This is a genomic window from Pseudodesulfovibrio sp. JC047 (genome assembly GCF_010468615.1).
Lineage (GTDB): Bacteria > Desulfobacterota > Desulfovibrionia > Desulfovibrionales > Desulfovibrionaceae > Pseudodesulfovibrio.
The window spans coordinates 105,575-122,659 of record NZ_WUEH01000001.1; the positions used below are offsets into that span (position 1 = coordinate 105,575).

Here is a 17,085-nt window from a genome sequence, read left to right on the forward strand (position 1 = left end):
GAAACGCGTGAAGAGGGGCCTTTCCTGGCCCTTTTTTGCGCTCTTTCCACTGCGAAAATTATATGTACCTGAGACCTTCATTTCAGCTGAGAGGTTTAATTAAATGATTGGAATATCCAAGCTCTACTGCGGAGCAGTAGAACCTTCCGACGCCCTGCGTTATGGCCGTGAATCAGGGCAGTTGCCCTCCCATCTTCTCCAATTTTCCAAAGATAAGAAACCCGTTGTTGTCTGGAACATGACCCAACGGTGTAACCTTAAGTGTGTCCACTGCTATGCGCAGGCTGTTGATGTCAACGCACACAAGGACCCTATTTCGAATGAAAAAGCCAAGGAAATGATTGACGATCTGGCCCAATTTGGTGCCCCTGTCATGCTGTTTTCCGGTGGCGAACCGCTGGTCCGGGAAGACCTTGTCGACCTGGCAAAATACACCACTTCGAAAGGAATGCGTGCGGTCATTTCCACCAACGGCACCTTGATTACCAAGTCCAAAGCCCGTGAACTCAAGGAAGTCGGCCTGTCGTATGTGGGCATCTCCCTTGACGGCAACGAAGCAGTCCACGACAAATTCCGTGGCGTCTCCGGTGCGTACAAGCTGGCCCTCAGAGGCGTGGAAAACTGTCAGGCTGAAGGTCTCAAGGTCGGTCTGCGTTTCACCATCAACAAACGCAATGCCGCCGAGATTCCCCACCTCTTCAATCTGATTGAAGATCTGGAAATCCCCCGCATCTGTTTTTACCACCTGGTCTACTCCGGCCGTGGTTCTGAACTGATCAAGGAAGATTTGAATCATCAGGAAACACGTGATGTCGTCGATTTGATAATGGATCGCACCCGGGCCTTGTTCGACAAAGGCAAGCCCAAGGAAGTGCTGACCGTGGACAACCACGCCGACGGCCCATATGTCTATTTCCGTATGCTCAGAGAAGACCCGGAACGCGCCAAGGAAGTCCTTGAATTGCTCAAAATGAACGAAGGCAACTCCTCGGGACGAGGCATCGGCTGTATCTCCTGGGACGGCAAGGTTCACGCTGACCAGTTCATGCGTCACCACACCTTCGGCAACATCCTGGAACGTCCTTTCTCCGAGATCTGGACCGATCCCAAGATCGAACTGCTCCAAAAGCTCAAGGACAAACGCCCCCATGTTGGTGGACGATGCGCCAAGTGTCGCTTCCTCAACATCTGTGGTGGCAACTTCCGCTCCCGCGCAGAGTCCTACTACGACGACTTCTGGGCACAGGACCCCGCTTGCTATCTCACAGACGACGAGATTACCGGCGAAAAATTGTAAGACGAAAAATGCCTTTCATGGCCGGGGAACCCTTTTCACAAGGGTTCCCCGGATCCATTTTCCATTTTTCAGTGCTCCGCCTTCGGCGTCGGGGTTATGCGCGAGCAAAATCTTGCACGTGTTGGCGGAACCGACGAAAACGAGTATAGAAATATTCTCACGAAATTTCTTGATCTGGAGTGCATATGATTCCCTCTGATTTCTATCGTGGCCGTCGCCTTCGCAGCAGTCTCACCATGCGTGAGATGGTTCGTGAAAACACGGTGACAGCCAATGATCTCATCATGCCATACTTTGTGGTCGAAACGGACGACGATTCCTTCAAAAAGGAAATCTCATCCATGCCCGGCCAATATCAATTATCCCTGAAACAATTGAAAAAACAGGTCGGAGACGCTGTGGACAACGGGCTGAGAGCCTGCATCCTGTTCGGTATCCCGGCTGAAAAAGACGAACTCGGTTCCGGGGCCTATGACGACAAGGGCATTGTCCAAAAGGCCATCCGTCTGCTCAAGGACAGCTTCCCTGATCTCATGGTCATCGCCGATACCTGCCTGTGCGAATACACTTCCCACGGTCATTGCGGCATGGTGAAAAACGAGTACGTCCAAAACGATCCCACGCTGAATCTTCTGGCAAAAGCCGCCGTTGCCCAGGCCAAGGCCGGTGCCGACATGGTCGCTCCATCTGATATGATGGACGGTCGTGTTGCCGCCATTCGGGCCGCGTTGGATGACGCAGGATTCACCAATACGCCGATCATGTCCTATGCGATCAAATACGCGTCCGCCTTTTACGGTCCGTTCCGCGAAGCAGCCGAATCCGCTCCGCAATTCGGAGACCGCAAAACCTATCAGATGGACCCGCCCAATTCCCGGGAAGGGTTGCGGGAAGCCGCTGCCGATTTTGAGGAAGGAGCGGACATTCTCATGGTCAAACCGGGCTTGCCGTACCTTGATCTGGTCCGTCAGGTCAGAGACGCGTTTGACACTCCGGTGGCCACCTATCAAGTCAGCGGTGAATATTCGATGATCAAGGCCGCAGCCCAGAATGGCTGGATTGATGAAATGGGCGTGGTCATGGAATCCCTGGTCGCCTTCAAGCGCGCCGGGGCAGATCTCATTCTTACATACTTCACGGAAGACGTCTTAAAGGCACTGAAATAACATGAGTGAACATCATCAAGGCCATCCCGGCGGCTGCCCTCCAGAAGGACATCCCGGCGGACATCCTCACGGCAAGAGTCATCCCGGTGCTGAAAATGCACCCAAACGTTTCCTCGACGATGGCGTCACCCCCATTTGCCGGCTTATTGCCTGGGAAGTGACCCGTTCCTGCAACCTCGCCTGCAAGCATTGCCGGGCAGAGGCACACCCGGAACCGTATGAGGGCGAACTGTCCACCGACGAAGCCAAAGCGCTTATCGATACATTCCCGGATGTGGGCAATCCGATCATCATCTTTACCGGCGGCGAGCCAATGATGCGGCACGACGTCTATGAACTCGTCGCCTACGCAAAGACCAAGGGATTACGGTGTGTCATGGCGCCAAACGGCACCCTCATCACCCCGGAAACCGCCCAACAGATGAAAGATGCCGGCGTTGAACGGTGCTCCATCTCCATCGACGCACCAGGAGCAGCCCAACACGACGAATTCCGCGGCGAAGTCGGTGCATTCAAGGCGTCCATGCGTGGCATCCAATATTTGAAGGATGTGGGCATCGAATTCCAGATCAACACCACCGTCACCAAAAACAATCTCCACTTGTTCAAGGACATCTTTGACCTGTGCGAAGAAATTGGTGCATCGGCATGGCACATCTTCCTGCTCGTGCCGACAGGCCGGGCCGTGGAGCTGGGCACAGAAATCATCACGGCCGAAGAGTACGAAGAAGTGCTCAACTGGTTCTACGATTTCCGCAAGACAACCGACATGCAGCTCAAGGCGACATGCGCCCCGCATTACCACCGCATTCTGCGCCAACGCGCCAAAGAAGATGGGATTCCGGTCAACTTCGAGAACTTCGGGCTGGACGCGGTTTCGCGTGGCTGTCTCGGTGGCGTGGGGTTCTGTTTCATTTCCCATCGTGGTCAAGTGCAGCCCTGCGGCTATCTTGATCTTGATTGTGGTCAGGTCCGTGAAACACCTTTCCCGGACATTTGGAAAAAATCCGAACAATTCCTCAATCTTCGCAATCCGGAAGTCTATGATGGGAAATGTGGCTATTGCGAATATGAACGAGTTTGTGGCGGATGCCGAGCACGCGCACAGACCATGAACGGTCACTATCTCAAAGAAGAGCCGCTCTGCTCCTATCAGCCAAAGAAAAAACCAAAAAAATAGTTGATTTCGATATCTGAAGGAAGGGACAACCAATCATGAAGGTTTCCCCTTCCTTCGGGTTCGTCTATGAGCCCCACTGCCACACACGTTTTTTTGAGACAACGCGTCCGTCATGGTCGTAAAAACTGACACAATTTGGAGCCCCTGCACGCGGATTATACATCCACAGGGGTGCCCGGAGATACCGTATGGACAATTACGACAAGAAAATACTCGACATCATCCAATCCCACTTTCCTCTGACTTCCCGCCCATATAAAGATGTTGGCGAACAGGTCGGTCTCACGGAATCCGAGGTGTTGAACCGCGTGCGCGACTTGAAAAAATCCGGCGTTATCCGGCGCATGGGAGCCAATTTCAGTTCGCACACGTTGGGATGGCAATCCACCCTCTGCGCGGCATCCTGCCCGGAAGACAAACTTGACGAGTTCGTAGCCGAGGTCAACAAGCACGATGGCGTGACACATAACTATTTGCGTGAAAACGAATTCAATGTCTGGTTTGCCTTGATCGCCCCGGACATGAGCACCGTGGAGGCCATCCTCGCATCCATCACCGTAGCCACTGGAATCAAGGTCTTGAATCTGCCAGCCGACAAACTGTTCAAGATCAAGGTCGATTTCAAGATGGACAAATAGCTGGAGTCCGACGTGCACAAGATCGTCAAAAGCCTGCTGCTCGGCTTGGCTGCCGGCATTCTGAACGCCATTCCCATGGCACTTCTCAATACCGAATGGGAACCGATCGTGGCCATCATTCTACATTGGCTCGGGCTTGCCGTTCTCCTTTCCTACGCCCGATTTCCTCTGAATCATTGGGCAGCCGGAATGCTCTTCGGCGGCCTGACGGCACTGCCTCTGGCCGTCCTCATGCACTCCGGCATACCGATCATTTTTCTGCAAGATATTGTTTTCGCTCTTATTCTCGGTGGATTTCTGGGATATTCAACTGATAAATTCATCAACACGCCGCACTAAAAGAATCTCCAACATCCGCTTCTTGATTGCAAATTCTCCGCTTTTCCTTTCCAAAAGGTCGATTTGCCACTCTTCCACCCTGCTTCACTCGAAAAACTTGCGATCCGCCACAGGAGCGGGTACACCTCCCATAACAAAATTGACCAAGCGGAGTTGACTGTATGATATTATCACCCTCGATGCTTTCCTCGGATTTCGCCAATATGGAATCCGAATTGACAGCCCTGAAAAAGGCCGGATTGAAATGGGTTCATCTCGATGTGATGGATGGCAATTTCGTGCCCAACATCACCTTTGGCCCGCCAATCATCAAGGCCATGCGTAAAAAATCGGATCTCTTTTTCGACTGCCATCTCATGATCAGCGACCCGGGACGGTATATTCAGGACTTTGCCGACGCCGGAGCCGATTTGATCTGTGTCCATGCCGAAGCCTGTGACCATCTCGAACGGGTCTGCGCACAGATCGCCGAGACCGGGGCCAAACCAGCGGTCGCCCTAAACCCGCACACCCCGCTCGAAACGATCAAATATCTCATCCCGCAACTGTCCATGGTACTCATCATGTCCGTGAACCCGGGATTCGGCGGACAGAAATTTATTCCATTCTGCCTGGACAAAGTTCGAGAACTGCGCGGCATGATTGATGAAGCCCGAGCTGAAACCCTCATTCAAATTGACGGCGGCGTGACACTGGACAATGCCCGGGAATTGACTCAGGCCGGTGTGGACGTGCTGGTTTCCGGATCAGCTTTCTTCGGGTATCCCCCGTATGACACGCGATATCAGGCATTTCAGGACATCTGCGAATAACTCGGTCGTTTATCAAAAACACTTCCGGGGGCTGCTAGCAGCCCCCTTTTCAATGGATAGGTATCATGGCTCTTGTTTCCCTGCGCGACATCTCAATCAACTTCACCGGCACCCGACTGTTGGACTCCGTGTCCATGCAGATCGAACCGGGTGAACGGGTCTGCCTGCTCGGCAGAAACGGAGAAGGCAAGTCCACCCTGCTCTCCATTATCGAAGGCATTACAGCTCCGGACACAGGCAGTGTCGATTACGCGCGGGGCACCCGTGTCGCCATGCTGCCACAGGAAGTTCCGCAGGACTTGCGCGGCACGGTCTATGACGTCACAGCGGCAGGACTGGGGGCGGTGGGCACCCATTTGACGACCTATCATGCAGCGTCACGGGCACTGAATGACGCGACAGACGCTGACGAAAACACGCTGGTTGCCAAGCTGGAACAAGCGCAAGAGGCACTGGAAAAAGCCGGAGGATGGCCACACCATCAGACCATCGAAACCGTCCTCTCACACCTCAAACTCAATGGCGACGAACGTTTTTCCTCCCTGTCTGGTGGAACCAAACGTCGGACCATGCTCGCTCGGGCACTGGTTTCCAATCCGGATCTGCTCATCCTTGACGAACCGACCAACCATCTGGATATCGACTCCATCGACTGGCTGGAAGACTTCCTTCTGCGTCAAACAACAGCCCTGTTGTTCGTCACCCATGATCGGACCTTTTTACGAAAAATTGCCACGAGAATCGTGGAACTTGATCGCGGATCACTTTTCAATTGGGATTGCCCGTATGCGACGTACCTTGAACGCAAGGATGCGGCCCTCGACGCCGAGGCCAAACAAAACCATAATTTCGATAGAAAGCTGGCCGAAGAAGAGCGATGGATTCGCCAGGGCATCAAGGCCCGCCGTACCCGCAACATGGGGCGTGTCCGCGACCTTCGAAAAATGCGGGAAGAACACAAGGCGCGTCGAGATCGTGTCGGTTCCGTCAACATGGTCATTCAGGAAACAGAACGCACCGGAAAACTGGTTGTCGAGGCAAACTCGCTCTGTTTCGGATTCGATGACACACCCCTTATCTCGAATTTTTCTACCACCATCATGCGTGGCGACAAGGTCGGTTTGATCGGTCCGAACGGTGTGGGCAAAACCACACTGCTCAAAATTCTGCTGGGGGAACTCGAACCGCAAAGTGGCTCCATCAGACACGGTGTCAATCTCCAGATCAACTATTTCGACCAGCTTCGCGACCAACTCGATGAAACGCAGTCGGCTCGGTACAATGTTGCTGATGGCAACGATTACGTGACCATCAATGGACAACAGCGGCATGTCATGTCGCATCTGAAAAATTTTCTTTTCACCCCGGACCGTTCAACCGTCCCGGTTTCTGTCCTGTCTGGAGGAGAACGCAATCGACTCCTGCTGGCCCGACTCTTCACCCGTCCGTCCAATGTCCTGGTCATGGACGAACCGACCAACGACCTTGATGCCGAGACACTTGATCTCCTTGAAGAGTTGCTCATGGACTACCCCGGCACCCTGCTGCTGGTCAGCCATGATCGGACCTTCCTCAACAACGTTGTCACCTCAAGCATTGCTTTTGAGGGCAACGGCGTGGTCGCGGACTATGTCGGTGGCTATGACGATTGGCTCAGGCAACGCCCGACGACGCCCGTCACACAGACCAAACCAGCCAAGCAGAAATCCGCGCCAAAATCGACAAAGAAAAAACTGAGCTATAAAGAAAAATTCGAATTGGAAAAAAAGCGGGAAACACTCAAAACACTGCCCGCACTCATTGAGACGCTGGAAACTCAGCTCGACGATTTGCAATCCAAAATGTCGCAGCCTGACTATTTCAAAAAAACCCCGCAAACCATGGCTGATGACCAGAAAGACCTCGAAACGCTTGAGACGAAATTGGACACCACCTATGGACTCTGGGAAGAACTCGAATCCGCCCTTGAAGGCGTTGAACTGGATTAGACTATGAAGAATGTACGTATCCGTATGGCTGAATCACACGACCTCACCGCCTGTCATACCATCGAATGTAAATGTTTCCCCCCATCTGAAGCGGCCCTGATCTCATCCATGAACACTCGGATCACCGAATACCCGGAAGGCTATCTCGTCGCCGAACTCGATGGGCATATCGTGGGTCAGGTCAACTCTGGTGCGACCGACAAGGACGATATTACCGACGAAGAATTCAAGCAACTTATCGGACATGATCCGGAAGGTAAGAATATCGTCATTTTCTCCCTGTCCGTCCTGCCTGAATTCCAACGACGCGGCATTGCCGATCAGCTCATGAAGGCCTTTATCAAACAGGCCCGCAAACTCGACAAACAGCGTATTCTTTTGTTGTGCAAGGACAACCTCATTCCCTATTACGCTCGGCATGGTTTCACGGACAGCGGTGTTTCCGAGTCCGATCACGGCGGCGCCGAGTGGCATGAAATGGCCCTGACGCTCTAAAAAGGACACTCCTTCTTTCTTTCAAAAACAACGGGCACGGTGCGTAAAGAAATGCGCCGTGCCCGTTATTCGTCTGTCCAAACCCCATGCCAACGGCCCCCGATCAAAACAGCCCTTTCCGATCTTTCCCTTCTCTGTTCACTTTTTTTCGTGCATTCCACACTCAAACAGTCGGTATATTATAAACATGATGCAGAAAACCAAAACACCGTCTATTAGTATACAAAGGTATCGGTATACAATAGAAGGAGGATGTATCAATCGGGTAATGAAAACATCGGGATAGAACCAGCAAATAAAAAATGCGTCGTGAATCCGTGCGTTCGCCAAAGGTTGCTTCTCCCGATCAATATCAAATTAATCGGGCTTAAAACCGTGTACAACACGGTATTTCCGCCCCCCCACCATGCTCATCTGCACGTCTGGAGGACATTATGAAGCTCACCCTGCGTCTTAAATTCATGCTCGCCATCATTCCACTTGTCATCCTCTCAATTTTTTCCGTCACCTATGTCGCCTATTCCACCGGAGCTTCGAATCTGGAATTCGAAATGCAAACCATGATGAAAACACTCCGCGACAAAACTCTCAAAGAACTGGATATCTGGACCCAAAGCATTCTTCGTGACAGCCAAATCATGGTTCACAATGAAAAAGTCATCGAAGATATCCAAAACGGGACGTACACCGGATCGTCACTGTTTCTCGAACAAGTGCTTGCCGGTTCCCCCATGTATGAAAATGCCTTTCTCATGACGCCAAACGGAAAAATCGTCGCAGATGGGAAAAAAGGTGCCGCTGTCGGATTAAATATCGCCAACGATCCGATATATGCCGAAAATATCCGCCAAAGCAGCACAGGTGATATCAAAATCAGCCCCCCGAGCCTTTCTCCCATGACCAAACGCCCTATCGCACTCTTCACCATCCCGATTACGGCCAATGGATCGGTTATCGGCATTTTGGGACTCTCCGCAGAAATTCTCGATTTCAATGAAAAATTTATTGAAGGCGTTCATATAGGTCAATCCGGATATCTGTATATGATTGACTCACAAGGGCTTATCATTGCCCACCCCAATACGGATATCATCATCCAAACCAACGTCAAAAAACTCAATTTTGGCAAAGCCCTCCTCGCCACCCCGGAAGGAGCGGCCAACTATACATACAAAGGCATCCGCAAACATCAGGTTTGGGGCACCGACCCACTCACGCGCTGGTGCGTTGCGGCCTCCATCAGCCTGGACGACATGTACGCGGCAAGCGATGCAATGGCCTGGAAATGTTTCTGGATAGGTCTGGGGGTCACACTCCTCATGATCTGTATCATTCTCCTGGCTACAGGCAGAATCATCATCACTCCGCTTTCGAAAATTGCCACGATTTTCAACCGCATTTCATCTGGAGACCTCGATGTGACCGTGGATGTCCAATCCAAGGATGAAATAGGCCAGTTGGGAGACAATCTCCGCACCATGATCGAACGGTTGCGCCATGTTGTCCAAAACGTCAAAATGTCCTCGAACCATGTGGCAGGCGGCAGTCAGTCCATGAACACTTCATCTGAAGTCCTGTCCAACGGCGCAACAGAGCAGGCAGCTTCGGTTGAAGAAATTTCTTCGTCCATGGAACAGATGTCATCCAACATCAGCCACAACGCCGAAAATGCGCTGCAAACCGAACAGATTGCGACCAGCACGGCCACAGAAGCGCAGGAAAGCGGAAAAGCCGTCATTAAAGCGGTTTCGGCCATGGAAAATATCGCCGAACGCATTTCCATCATTGAAGAGATTGCCCGTCAAACCAACCTGCTCGCCCTGAACGCCGCCATTGAGGCCGCCCGGGCTGGCGAGCATGGCAAAGGATTTGCCGTCGTCGCTGCAGAAGTACGCAAGCTGGCGGAACGAAGCGGACAGGCCGCAGCGGAAATCAGCGAGCTGTCTACATCCAGTGTGAAAATCGCAGAAAAAGCGGGAGAAATGCTCAAAAAGATCGTTCCCGACGTCGAACAAACGGCAGAACTGGTCAAGGAAATTGCCACTGCCTGCGCCGAACAAAACGCTGGAGCCGATCAAATCAACATCGCCGTACATCAGCTTGATTCAGTGGTTCAAGACAATGCCTCCACCGCCGAAGAAATGAATGCCACCTCAGAAGAACTGTCACGACAGGCCCAGCAACTGGCGACCGCAATCGGTTTCTTTTCGATACATGACGAAACGACGTCCACCGTGCAAACCATGGTCACGTCACAACCGTCACACACCAAGGCACTCCCACAATCTTCAGGGGAAGATTCTTTCGAACGGTTTTAGGACCTCGGCACCTCTCACACAAAAAGCCCTGTCAAAACGTTTCTGACAGGGCTTTTTCACGCAATATCAAGGAGTTATTTGACCCATTCGTCATCCTCTTCAATTGGAGCAAATCCCCGACGAATGGTATTTTCGCAAACAAGACGCGGGTCCATGAACTGCACGAGATAATCCGGCCCTCCGGCCTTGGACCCGACACCGGACAACTTGAACCCGCCAAATGCGTGCCGTTCAACAAGCGCACCCACTGACGGTTTATTCAGGTACAGATTCCCCACACGAAACTCACGAGACGCAAACTCTAAGTTCCCCGGACTGCGGGAATAAATCGCTCCGGTCAAGGCAAACCGCGTTGAATTGGCGATCTCGACGGCCTCTTTCATGTCCTTGGCCCGCATGACCGCCAGAATGGGACCGAAGACTTCTTCCTGAGCAAGCCGATGATCCGAAGTAATGCCGTCCACGATTGTCATCGGCACATAGCAACCACCGGTCGCCTTGAGGTCATCAGACACCTCATGCCGGACCAGGATATTCCCTTCTTCTTCGGCAATCCGAACATACCGTAACACGTTTTCCTGTGCTCCCTTATCCACCACCGGTCCCATGACATTGGCCGGGTTTTCGGACGGACCGAGTTTGACAGACGTGGCCGCCTCGGAGAGTCGCTTCACGAACCGATCATAAATGGCATCGAGCACAATAACCCGGGAACAGGCAGAACACTTTTGCCCCTGAAACCCAAAGGCGGCATACAACACACCCGGCACGGCTTCATCCAAATCGGCGTCATCGTCAATAATGGTCGCGTTTTTCCCACCCATTTCCGCAATCACTCGCTTACAATGCTGCTGACCGGGCTGAACGACAGCCGCCCGCTCCTGAATCCGCAATCCGACCTCCATGGACCCGGTAAACGCGATCACTGACACATCCGGGTGGTCCACCAGATGATCGCCCATGACCGATCCGCGCCCCGGACAATAATTGAAAACACCATCGGGCAACCCTGCTGCATTCCACATGTCGACCAGACGCTGCCCAATACAGGAAGAAAGGCCGGACGGCTTGTACACCACGCTACACCCGGAAACGATCGCAGCGGACACCATGCCCACGGAAATGGCCAAGGGGAAATTCCACGGCGCAATGACGGCGGCAACGCCCTTGCCCTGATACATGAGCCGACTCATTTCCCCGGGCGCACGCCCCATACGGCGCGGCTGTCCGAGCCGAATCATTTCTCTGGCATAATATTCCAGAAAATCAATGGCCTCGCCCACATCGGCATGGGCCTGATCCCATTGCTTACCAATCTCCAGTACCTGAAGCGCACACAATTCATGCATATTTTCTTCGAGATACCGGGCGGCCTTGAATAATACGGCTGACCGTTTTTCAGGGGCCACATCCCGCCATGACAGATACGCCTCGGATGCGGCTTCAATGGCCGTGTCAATTTCATGGACCCCGGCCTGACACACGGACCCGATGATCTCAGAGGGATCAGCCGGATTATATGACGCAAGCTGGTCTTCGGTCGTGACGGCCTGCCCGTTGATCCACAAGGGAATCGTCTCGCCCAGCCGTCCCCGAACCGAGGCAATGGCTGCGGGAAAAGCGCGCCGTTCGGCCTCGATCGTGAAATCAACCACCGGGAAATTGGTAAACCGTGACACGCCTTCCTGCACGGATTCTTCAGGCTCTGAACGACCAGCCAACTGCCGACCCAATGTAATTTCAGGATTTTCCAAAAGCCGATCCATGTCGGCCTCATCAACAAATGTCTGTTTCAGAAAGGATTCGTTGGCCGTGTTTTCAAGCAACCGGCGGACCAGATAGGCCATGCCGGGCAACAGGTCGCCATATGGACAATACAAACGCACACGCCGGGCAACATTTTTCAAGCCTTTACGGACCGGCTCGGCCATACCGTACAACACCTGAAATTCGTACCGATCCTCCGGCACTTTCAAGGCCGCAGCCGTTTCCATGACCGCCGACAGCGTCCGGATATTGTGCGAGGCACAAGCGAAATGACAGATATCCGCATTCTCCAAAATCATCCTAGCCACCCGTTCATACGCCATGTCCGTTTCCGGCTTATGCGTCCATACCGGCACAGGCCAGCCATTCTGTTTGGCGATGACCGTCTCGTAATCCCAATACGCCCCCTTGACCAGACGAATGGAAATCGGCAGTTCGTGCGCACGCGCCCAGTCCAACAAATGCCGAACATCGTCATCCACACTCCGCAAATATGCCTGAAGAACCAACCCGAGATGTGGGTACTCCGGATATTTTTGACGCAATCGCTTGAACAATTCGACCGTGGCTTCCTTGTATGAAAGCGACTCCATATCAATACAAAGGAACCCGCCCATTTCCATGACCTTTTTGTACACGGGTTCGATCCCCGCCATCATGCCCTCGACCGTCCCTTCCAGATCAACCGGCTTGGATTGCGAATAAAAGGCCGACGGTTTCACGGCCACATTGACCATGGGAGCATGTCCCCAATCATGGTCATTATCCCCATTATCGAGCGGTTTCCACTTCTTCAACTCCTGCTGAATCGCGTCCAACACTGTCAGGTATCCATCCCGATAGGCCCGGGATTCAACGCCGGACACCGTGGCCTCTCCCAACAGATCAAGAACAAAGGCAAACCCCTGTTTGCGAAGTTTGCGGATTCCCTTGACCGCTTCCTTCGATGTCTGACCAATGATGAATTGACGCGCCATGGATTCGATATTCGACCGAATGGTCTTGTTCAACACCTTGGCGACCAATCCGCCACCAAAAGTCGTTTTGGTCGCGCCCCATTTCAAGACATCTGGCAACGAAGTGTCGTCACCGGAAAAATATTCTTCGATATGCCGAGACAGGGATTCGGCGGTTGTCAAATATGGCAGCACATCCACAAAACGAAACATCTGGACCTTGAAATCCTCATTTTTCATGGCCCAATCCATGACCTTTCCGGTCCACCAGCCCTTATTGAAAACAGACGGGGCCTCTCCGGCAATGGATACAAAAAACTCCTTGCCCCGCGCGAGAATCCGCGGGTCCAAGGAGGAAAGTTGCGCTGTCATAAAAGACTCCTCAGATTATTCGATATCAAAAGGAAGCGGTATCACTCTGGACTCTTTAACCGTGGTCAATACAATCGTCGAATTGGTGTCCCGGACCGGACCAATGGTTCCGAACTTGGCCAACGTGGCCTGCAATGCCTCGGTATCCTCGACCCGAACCTTGACCAGATAGGAATCCCGTCCAGCCGTATAGTGGACTTCAAGCACTTCGGGAAACTCGGCCAGCCGCTGGCCAACCTCCGTGGCCCCAACTCCCTCCTCCACCCGAAGCGAAGTAAACGCGGTCAGCCCTCGGCCAAGGGTTTTATGGTTCACAATACACTCATACCCCTCAATGACATCGGCCTGCTTCAGCTTCCGCACACGTTCAAGCACTGCAGACGGTGCCTTACCGACCTTTCTGGCAATTTCTGCGTTGGAAACCTTCCCGTCAGCCTGAAGGATGTTCAAAATTTCCAAGTCCAATTTGTCGATTTTTCTATTATTCATAGTTAAAATGAATAATATTCTTTCTATTTTCTGTCAATCCCCCTTCCCAAACTGCATGATTAATCCACATGTCAACCTTTCCATTTTTCAAAACCTCAGCTATTTAAAGGAGTCGATTCAATCCAAACAGGAGACATACGCAGGACGGCATGGAGTGAAAAAACAATCGCAGACACTACACATTTCTGACGCAACGGTGTCCGTTTCCGACCACAAAGGCACCCGAATCATCACATTGGGCGGTCGTCTTGACGCGGCTGGTATCGCGGCTATTTGGGACCAGACGCTCTCGATGCTGTCTCCTGTTTCGTCCTCGGACCTCACTGCCGATTTACGAGACGTCACCTACCTCGACGGGGCCGGGGTTGCCCTTCTTCTCAAACTCAAACAGATGGCAACGGAACACCATGCCAAATTTTCGCTGGCCCATCTCCGGGACGAAGATCGACACCTTATCGATCTGGCCTGGAACAGCACCCCCACCGCACAGCCACTGGATGAACAGGACCGCCCGGGACTGGTCGAATCCATCAACGCACACATCAAAGACGTCTGGCTTGGCATCCATGAAATGATCGCCTTTGTCGGAGAATCTGCGGTACTCCTGACTCAGGCCATGATACATCCTCGACAAGTTCGCTGGAAAAATGTTCTCCATTCCTGCATCAACGTCGGTGTGGACTCGCTGTTCATCATCACGCTCATCGGCTTTCTCATGGGGCTTATCATGTCGTTCCAATCCGCTGTCAGTCTGGAACGCTTTGGTGGCGAAATATTTGTTCCCAACATGCTCGGGCTGGTCATGTTCCGTGAAATGGGACCACTGGTCACGGCCATTCTGTTGGCTGCCCGATCAGGCTCGGCCTTTGCCGCCGAAATCGGCACCATGAAAATCAACGAAGAACTGGACGCCCTGACCACCATGGGACTCTCCCCCATGCGCTTTCTGGTTGTGCCAAAAATCATCGCCACCATGATAGTGGTTCCCTTGATGATTCTTTTTTTCAATCTCGCATCGCTGGTCGGCGGGGCCGTGGTCATGCTCTCCATGGGATACCCACTGGTCACGTTTACCTCGCGCGTTTTTTCCTATCTGGATTACAGTGATTTCTGGAGCGGCATGGGCAAGGGAATCATCTTCAGCTTCCTGGTTGCCGGTGTGGGATGCCTCCGCGGCATCCAGACTCGATCCGGTGCCAGTGCCGTCGGGTTGTCCACCACCAGCGCAGTGGTCTCCGGCATCATCCTCATCGCCTTTGCCGACGGTATCTTCGCCATGGCATTCTATTATATAGGAATATAGACATGAGCGAACACGAAACCGTCATACGCGTCAAAAACCTCACCTGCGGATATGGGGACACTGTCATCCTCAAGGATATCAATTTTGATATCACGAAAGGAGAAATCTTCATCATTCTTGGCGGGTCAGGCTGTGGGAAATCCACATTGCTCAAAAACATGATCGGCCTGATCCCCCCCATGCAAGGACACGTCCTGTACGGTGAGCAGGACCTGACCGCAGCACACGGCGACAAACGCAACGAAATCATCCGTAAATTTGGAGTAATGTACCAGATGGGGGCCTTGTTCGGCTCCATGACACTCCTGCAAAACGTCATGCTTCCGCTGGAAGAATTCACGGACCTTCCACCAGAGGCCATACGCATCATCGCCACATCCAAACTGAATATGGTGGATCTGGGCACTGCGATCCACAAAATGCCCGCAGCCTTGTCCGGAGGCATGAAAAAACGGGCAGCCATTGCCCGTGCCATGGCTTTGGACCCCGGCATTCTTTTTCTGGACGAACCAGGAGCTGGGCTTGATCCCATTTCCAGTGCGTCATTGGACCAACTCATCCTCGATCTGTCCAACAACCTTGGCATCACTTTTGTCATCGTCACCCACGAGTTGGAATCCATTTACAAAATCGCGGATCGAGTTATCATGCTTGACAAGGACGCTCAATCAATCGTTGCCGAAGGGGATCCCAGAAAACTCAGGGACACCTCGGATAACGCATTTGTCAGACGTTTTTTCCGCCGAGAACCGGAGCTGGAAGCCATTGAAGAGGCCCCCTCTCAAACGGCAAACAAGGATATGGAATGACACGAAAAAGAGAGTATTTCAAATTGGGTTTGTTCATCATCATCGGGATCAGTATGCTCGTCGCCATGGTGATCATCCTCGGAGCAGGACGATATTTCCAGACGACCTATGCGATGGAAACCTACTTCGACGAATCCATCAACGGCCTCGCTGTCGGCTCACCGGTCAAACTCCGAGGGGTCAATATAGGCCGAGTTGCGTCTATCAATTTCGTCTCCAACAAATACGAAGACGCCAACCTGGATGATGTCCGATATGTCTATGTGGAATGTGAAATAAATCCGGATCTTTTTGATTCCATCTCCGAAGAAAAATTCATCGAACTACTCAGAAAAGACGTCAAACGGGGGCTGCGCATCCGCCCCACGTCACTCGGTCTGACCGGGCAACTTTTCCTGAACATCATTTACGACGACCCCAAAAGCAATCCGCCACTGCCTATCCAGTGGACACCGCAACATGCGTACATCCCGTCCGCCCCTTCAACACTCAGTCGAGTAGAAGGAGCCATCGCCACCATCAGCAAAACCCTGAGCAGTCTCAAAAAAGAAGACCTAGAATCCATCATCAAGGATGTCAAATCCATCGTCGATTCCATCGATAAATTCATGAAAACGGACAGTGGCCGTGAAGCCGGGAAAAAGATGCTGGGCATTCTTGAAAGCACCCGTAGTATTCTGGATAGGACAAACACCCTGATGGCCGACCCAGCCCTGGACACCATTTTACCCAATGTGGCCGGGACCGTGGAAGGCGCCAATCGAATCCTTGCCGAATCCGCGGATGACATCATCGCTGCGGCCCATGAGGCAAAAATCGCCATTGCCAGCTTCAAAGAAGTCTCCGATACCTTGAACAAGACACTCAATGATCCGGGCATGAGCACGGCCATGGAAGAAATCGCCCCGACATTAAACAACATCTCCCAGGCATCGGCCGACCTCACAGCTGCGGTTGCCAAGGTCCACGTGCTGGTCAACCGGCTCAACGGGGTGGTGGCGTCCGAAGAGACCAATATTCACGCCATCATCACCGATACGCGTGAAATCATGCAGAATGTTAAGGAACTCACGGGAGACGCCAAAAGATACCCCTCCGGAATGATCTTCGGCACGCCACCAAGCAAATCAAACCCTCAAGACCAGTAATCGGGACC

General features: G+C 52.6%; 14 protein-coding genes. 12 read left to right on the forward strand and 2 right to left on the reverse strand.

Translation table 11 applies throughout. The annotated features are described in order from the left end of the window. Positions 1–103: 103 nt before the first annotated feature. The 9 genes from ahbC to GO013_RS00555 all read left to right on the forward strand — a co-directional run bounded on the left by ahbC (position 104) and on the right by GO013_RS00555 (position 10,233). Complete coding sequence (gene ahbC, locus GO013_RS00515; protein WP_163808085.1) at positions 104–1,297, forward strand: 12,18-didecarboxysiroheme deacetylase; 1,194 nt, start codon at positions 104–106, stop codon at positions 1,295–1,297. 185 nt (positions 1,298–1,482) lie between these two features. After that, complete coding sequence (gene hemB / locus GO013_RS00520; protein ID WP_163808086.1) at positions 1,483–2,463, forward strand: porphobilinogen synthase; 981 nt, start codon at positions 1,483–1,485, stop codon at positions 2,461–2,463. Position 2,464: 1 nt separating this feature from the next. Then, entirely contained in the window at positions 2,465–3,643 is a 1,179-nt protein-coding gene (gene ahbD, locus GO013_RS00525) for a heme b synthase (RefSeq protein ID WP_163808087.1), read from the forward strand. 188 nt (positions 3,644–3,831) lie between these two features. Next, a complete protein-coding gene (locus GO013_RS00530) occupies positions 3,832–4,281 on the forward strand; it encodes an AsnC family transcriptional regulator (RefSeq protein ID WP_163808088.1) in 450 nt (149 codons plus the stop codon). Between the two features lie 12 nt (positions 4,282–4,293). Continuing rightward, a complete protein-coding gene (locus tag GO013_RS00535) occupies positions 4,294–4,620 on the forward strand; it encodes a hypothetical protein (RefSeq protein WP_163808089.1) in 327 nt (108 codons plus the stop codon). 161 nt (positions 4,621–4,781) lie between these two features. After that, positions 4,782–5,432, forward strand: coding sequence for a ribulose-phosphate 3-epimerase (gene rpe, locus GO013_RS00540; RefSeq protein WP_163808090.1), 651 nt, complete (start codon positions 4,782–4,784; stop codon positions 5,430–5,432). A 65-nt stretch (positions 5,433–5,497) separates the two neighbouring features. After that, positions 5,498–7,420, forward strand: coding sequence for an ATP-binding cassette domain-containing protein (locus GO013_RS00545; RefSeq protein ID WP_163808091.1), 1,923 nt, complete (start codon positions 5,498–5,500; stop codon positions 7,418–7,420). 3 nt (positions 7,421–7,423) lie between these two features. Next, positions 7,424–7,915: a GNAT family N-acetyltransferase gene (locus GO013_RS00550; protein WP_163808092.1), complete on the forward strand. Its 492-nt coding sequence runs from the start codon at positions 7,424–7,426 to the stop codon at positions 7,913–7,915. Between the two features lie 434 nt (positions 7,916–8,349). Next, on the forward strand, positions 8,350–10,233 hold the full coding sequence (locus tag GO013_RS00555) for a methyl-accepting chemotaxis protein (protein ID WP_163808093.1): 1,884 nt from the start codon (positions 8,350–8,352) through the stop codon (positions 10,231–10,233). 74 nt (positions 10,234–10,307) lie between these two features. Here the strand turns inward: GO013_RS00555 and GO013_RS00560 are convergent, their stop codons facing one another. Further along, complete coding sequence (locus tag GO013_RS00560) at positions 10,308–13,328, reverse strand: proline dehydrogenase family protein (protein ID WP_163808094.1); 3,021 nt, start codon at positions 13,326–13,328, stop codon at positions 10,308–10,310. Positions 13,329–13,343: 15 nt separating this feature from the next. Continuing rightward, complete coding sequence (locus GO013_RS00565) at positions 13,344–13,817, reverse strand: Lrp/AsnC family transcriptional regulator (protein WP_163808095.1); 474 nt, start codon at positions 13,815–13,817, stop codon at positions 13,344–13,346. Positions 13,818–13,971: 154 nt separating this feature from the next. Here GO013_RS00565 and GO013_RS00570 point away from each other — a divergent pair, with 154 nt between their 5' ends. Genes GO013_RS00570 through GO013_RS00580 form a run of 3 tightly spaced genes read left to right on the forward strand, consistent with a single transcriptional unit; the run spans position 13,972 to position 17,077 of the window. Next, a complete protein-coding gene (locus GO013_RS00570; RefSeq protein ID WP_343219511.1) occupies positions 13,972–15,120 on the forward strand; it encodes an ABC transporter permease in 1,149 nt (382 codons plus the stop codon). A gap of 2 nt (positions 15,121–15,122) precedes the next feature. Next, positions 15,123–15,929 (forward strand): ATP-binding cassette domain-containing protein, encoded by an 807-nt coding sequence (locus GO013_RS00575; RefSeq protein ID WP_163808097.1) that lies wholly within the window; start codon positions 15,123–15,125, stop codon positions 15,927–15,929. After that, positions 15,926–17,077, forward strand: coding sequence for an MlaD family protein (locus tag GO013_RS00580; RefSeq protein ID WP_163808098.1), 1,152 nt, complete (start codon positions 15,926–15,928; stop codon positions 17,075–17,077). The genes GO013_RS00575 and GO013_RS00580 overlap by 4 nt, the downstream gene beginning before the upstream one ends. Positions 17,078–17,085: the final 8 nt, after the last annotated feature.

Bases quoted from the DNA above. Each gene is read 5' to 3' on its own strand.
- GO013_RS00560 (WP_163808094.1), bottom strand. From the start codon at position 13,328: ATGACAGCGCAACTTTCCTCCTTGGACCCGCGGATTCTCGCGCGGGGC.
- GO013_RS00530 (WP_163808088.1), top strand. From the start codon at position 3,832: ATGGACAATTACGACAAGAAAATACTCGACATCATCCAATCCCACTTT.
- GO013_RS00545 (WP_163808091.1), top strand. From the start codon at position 5,498: ATGGCTCTTGTTTCCCTGCGCGACATCTCAATCAACTTCACCGGCACC.
- GO013_RS00580 (WP_163808098.1), top strand. From the start codon at position 15,926: ATGACACGAAAAAGAGAGTATTTCAAATTGGGTTTGTTCATCATCATC.
- GO013_RS00565 (WP_163808095.1), bottom strand. From the start codon at position 13,817: ATGAATAATAGAAAAATCGACAAATTGGACTTGGAAATTTTGAACATC.
- GO013_RS00555 (WP_163808093.1), top strand. From the start codon at position 8,350: ATGAAGCTCACCCTGCGTCTTAAATTCATGCTCGCCATCATTCCACTT.
- ahbD (WP_163808087.1), top strand. From the start codon at position 2,465: ATGAGTGAACATCATCAAGGCCATCCCGGCGGCTGCCCTCCAGAAGGA.
- rpe (WP_163808090.1), top strand. From the start codon at position 4,782: ATGATATTATCACCCTCGATGCTTTCCTCGGATTTCGCCAATATGGAA.
- hemB (WP_163808086.1), top strand. From the start codon at position 1,483: ATGATTCCCTCTGATTTCTATCGTGGCCGTCGCCTTCGCAGCAGTCTC.
- GO013_RS00550 (WP_163808092.1), top strand. From the start codon at position 7,424: ATGAAGAATGTACGTATCCGTATGGCTGAATCACACGACCTCACCGCC.
- GO013_RS00575 (WP_163808097.1), top strand. From the start codon at position 15,123: ATGAGCGAACACGAAACCGTCATACGCGTCAAAAACCTCACCTGCGGA.
- ahbC (WP_163808085.1), top strand. From the start codon at position 104: ATGATTGGAATATCCAAGCTCTACTGCGGAGCAGTAGAACCTTCCGAC.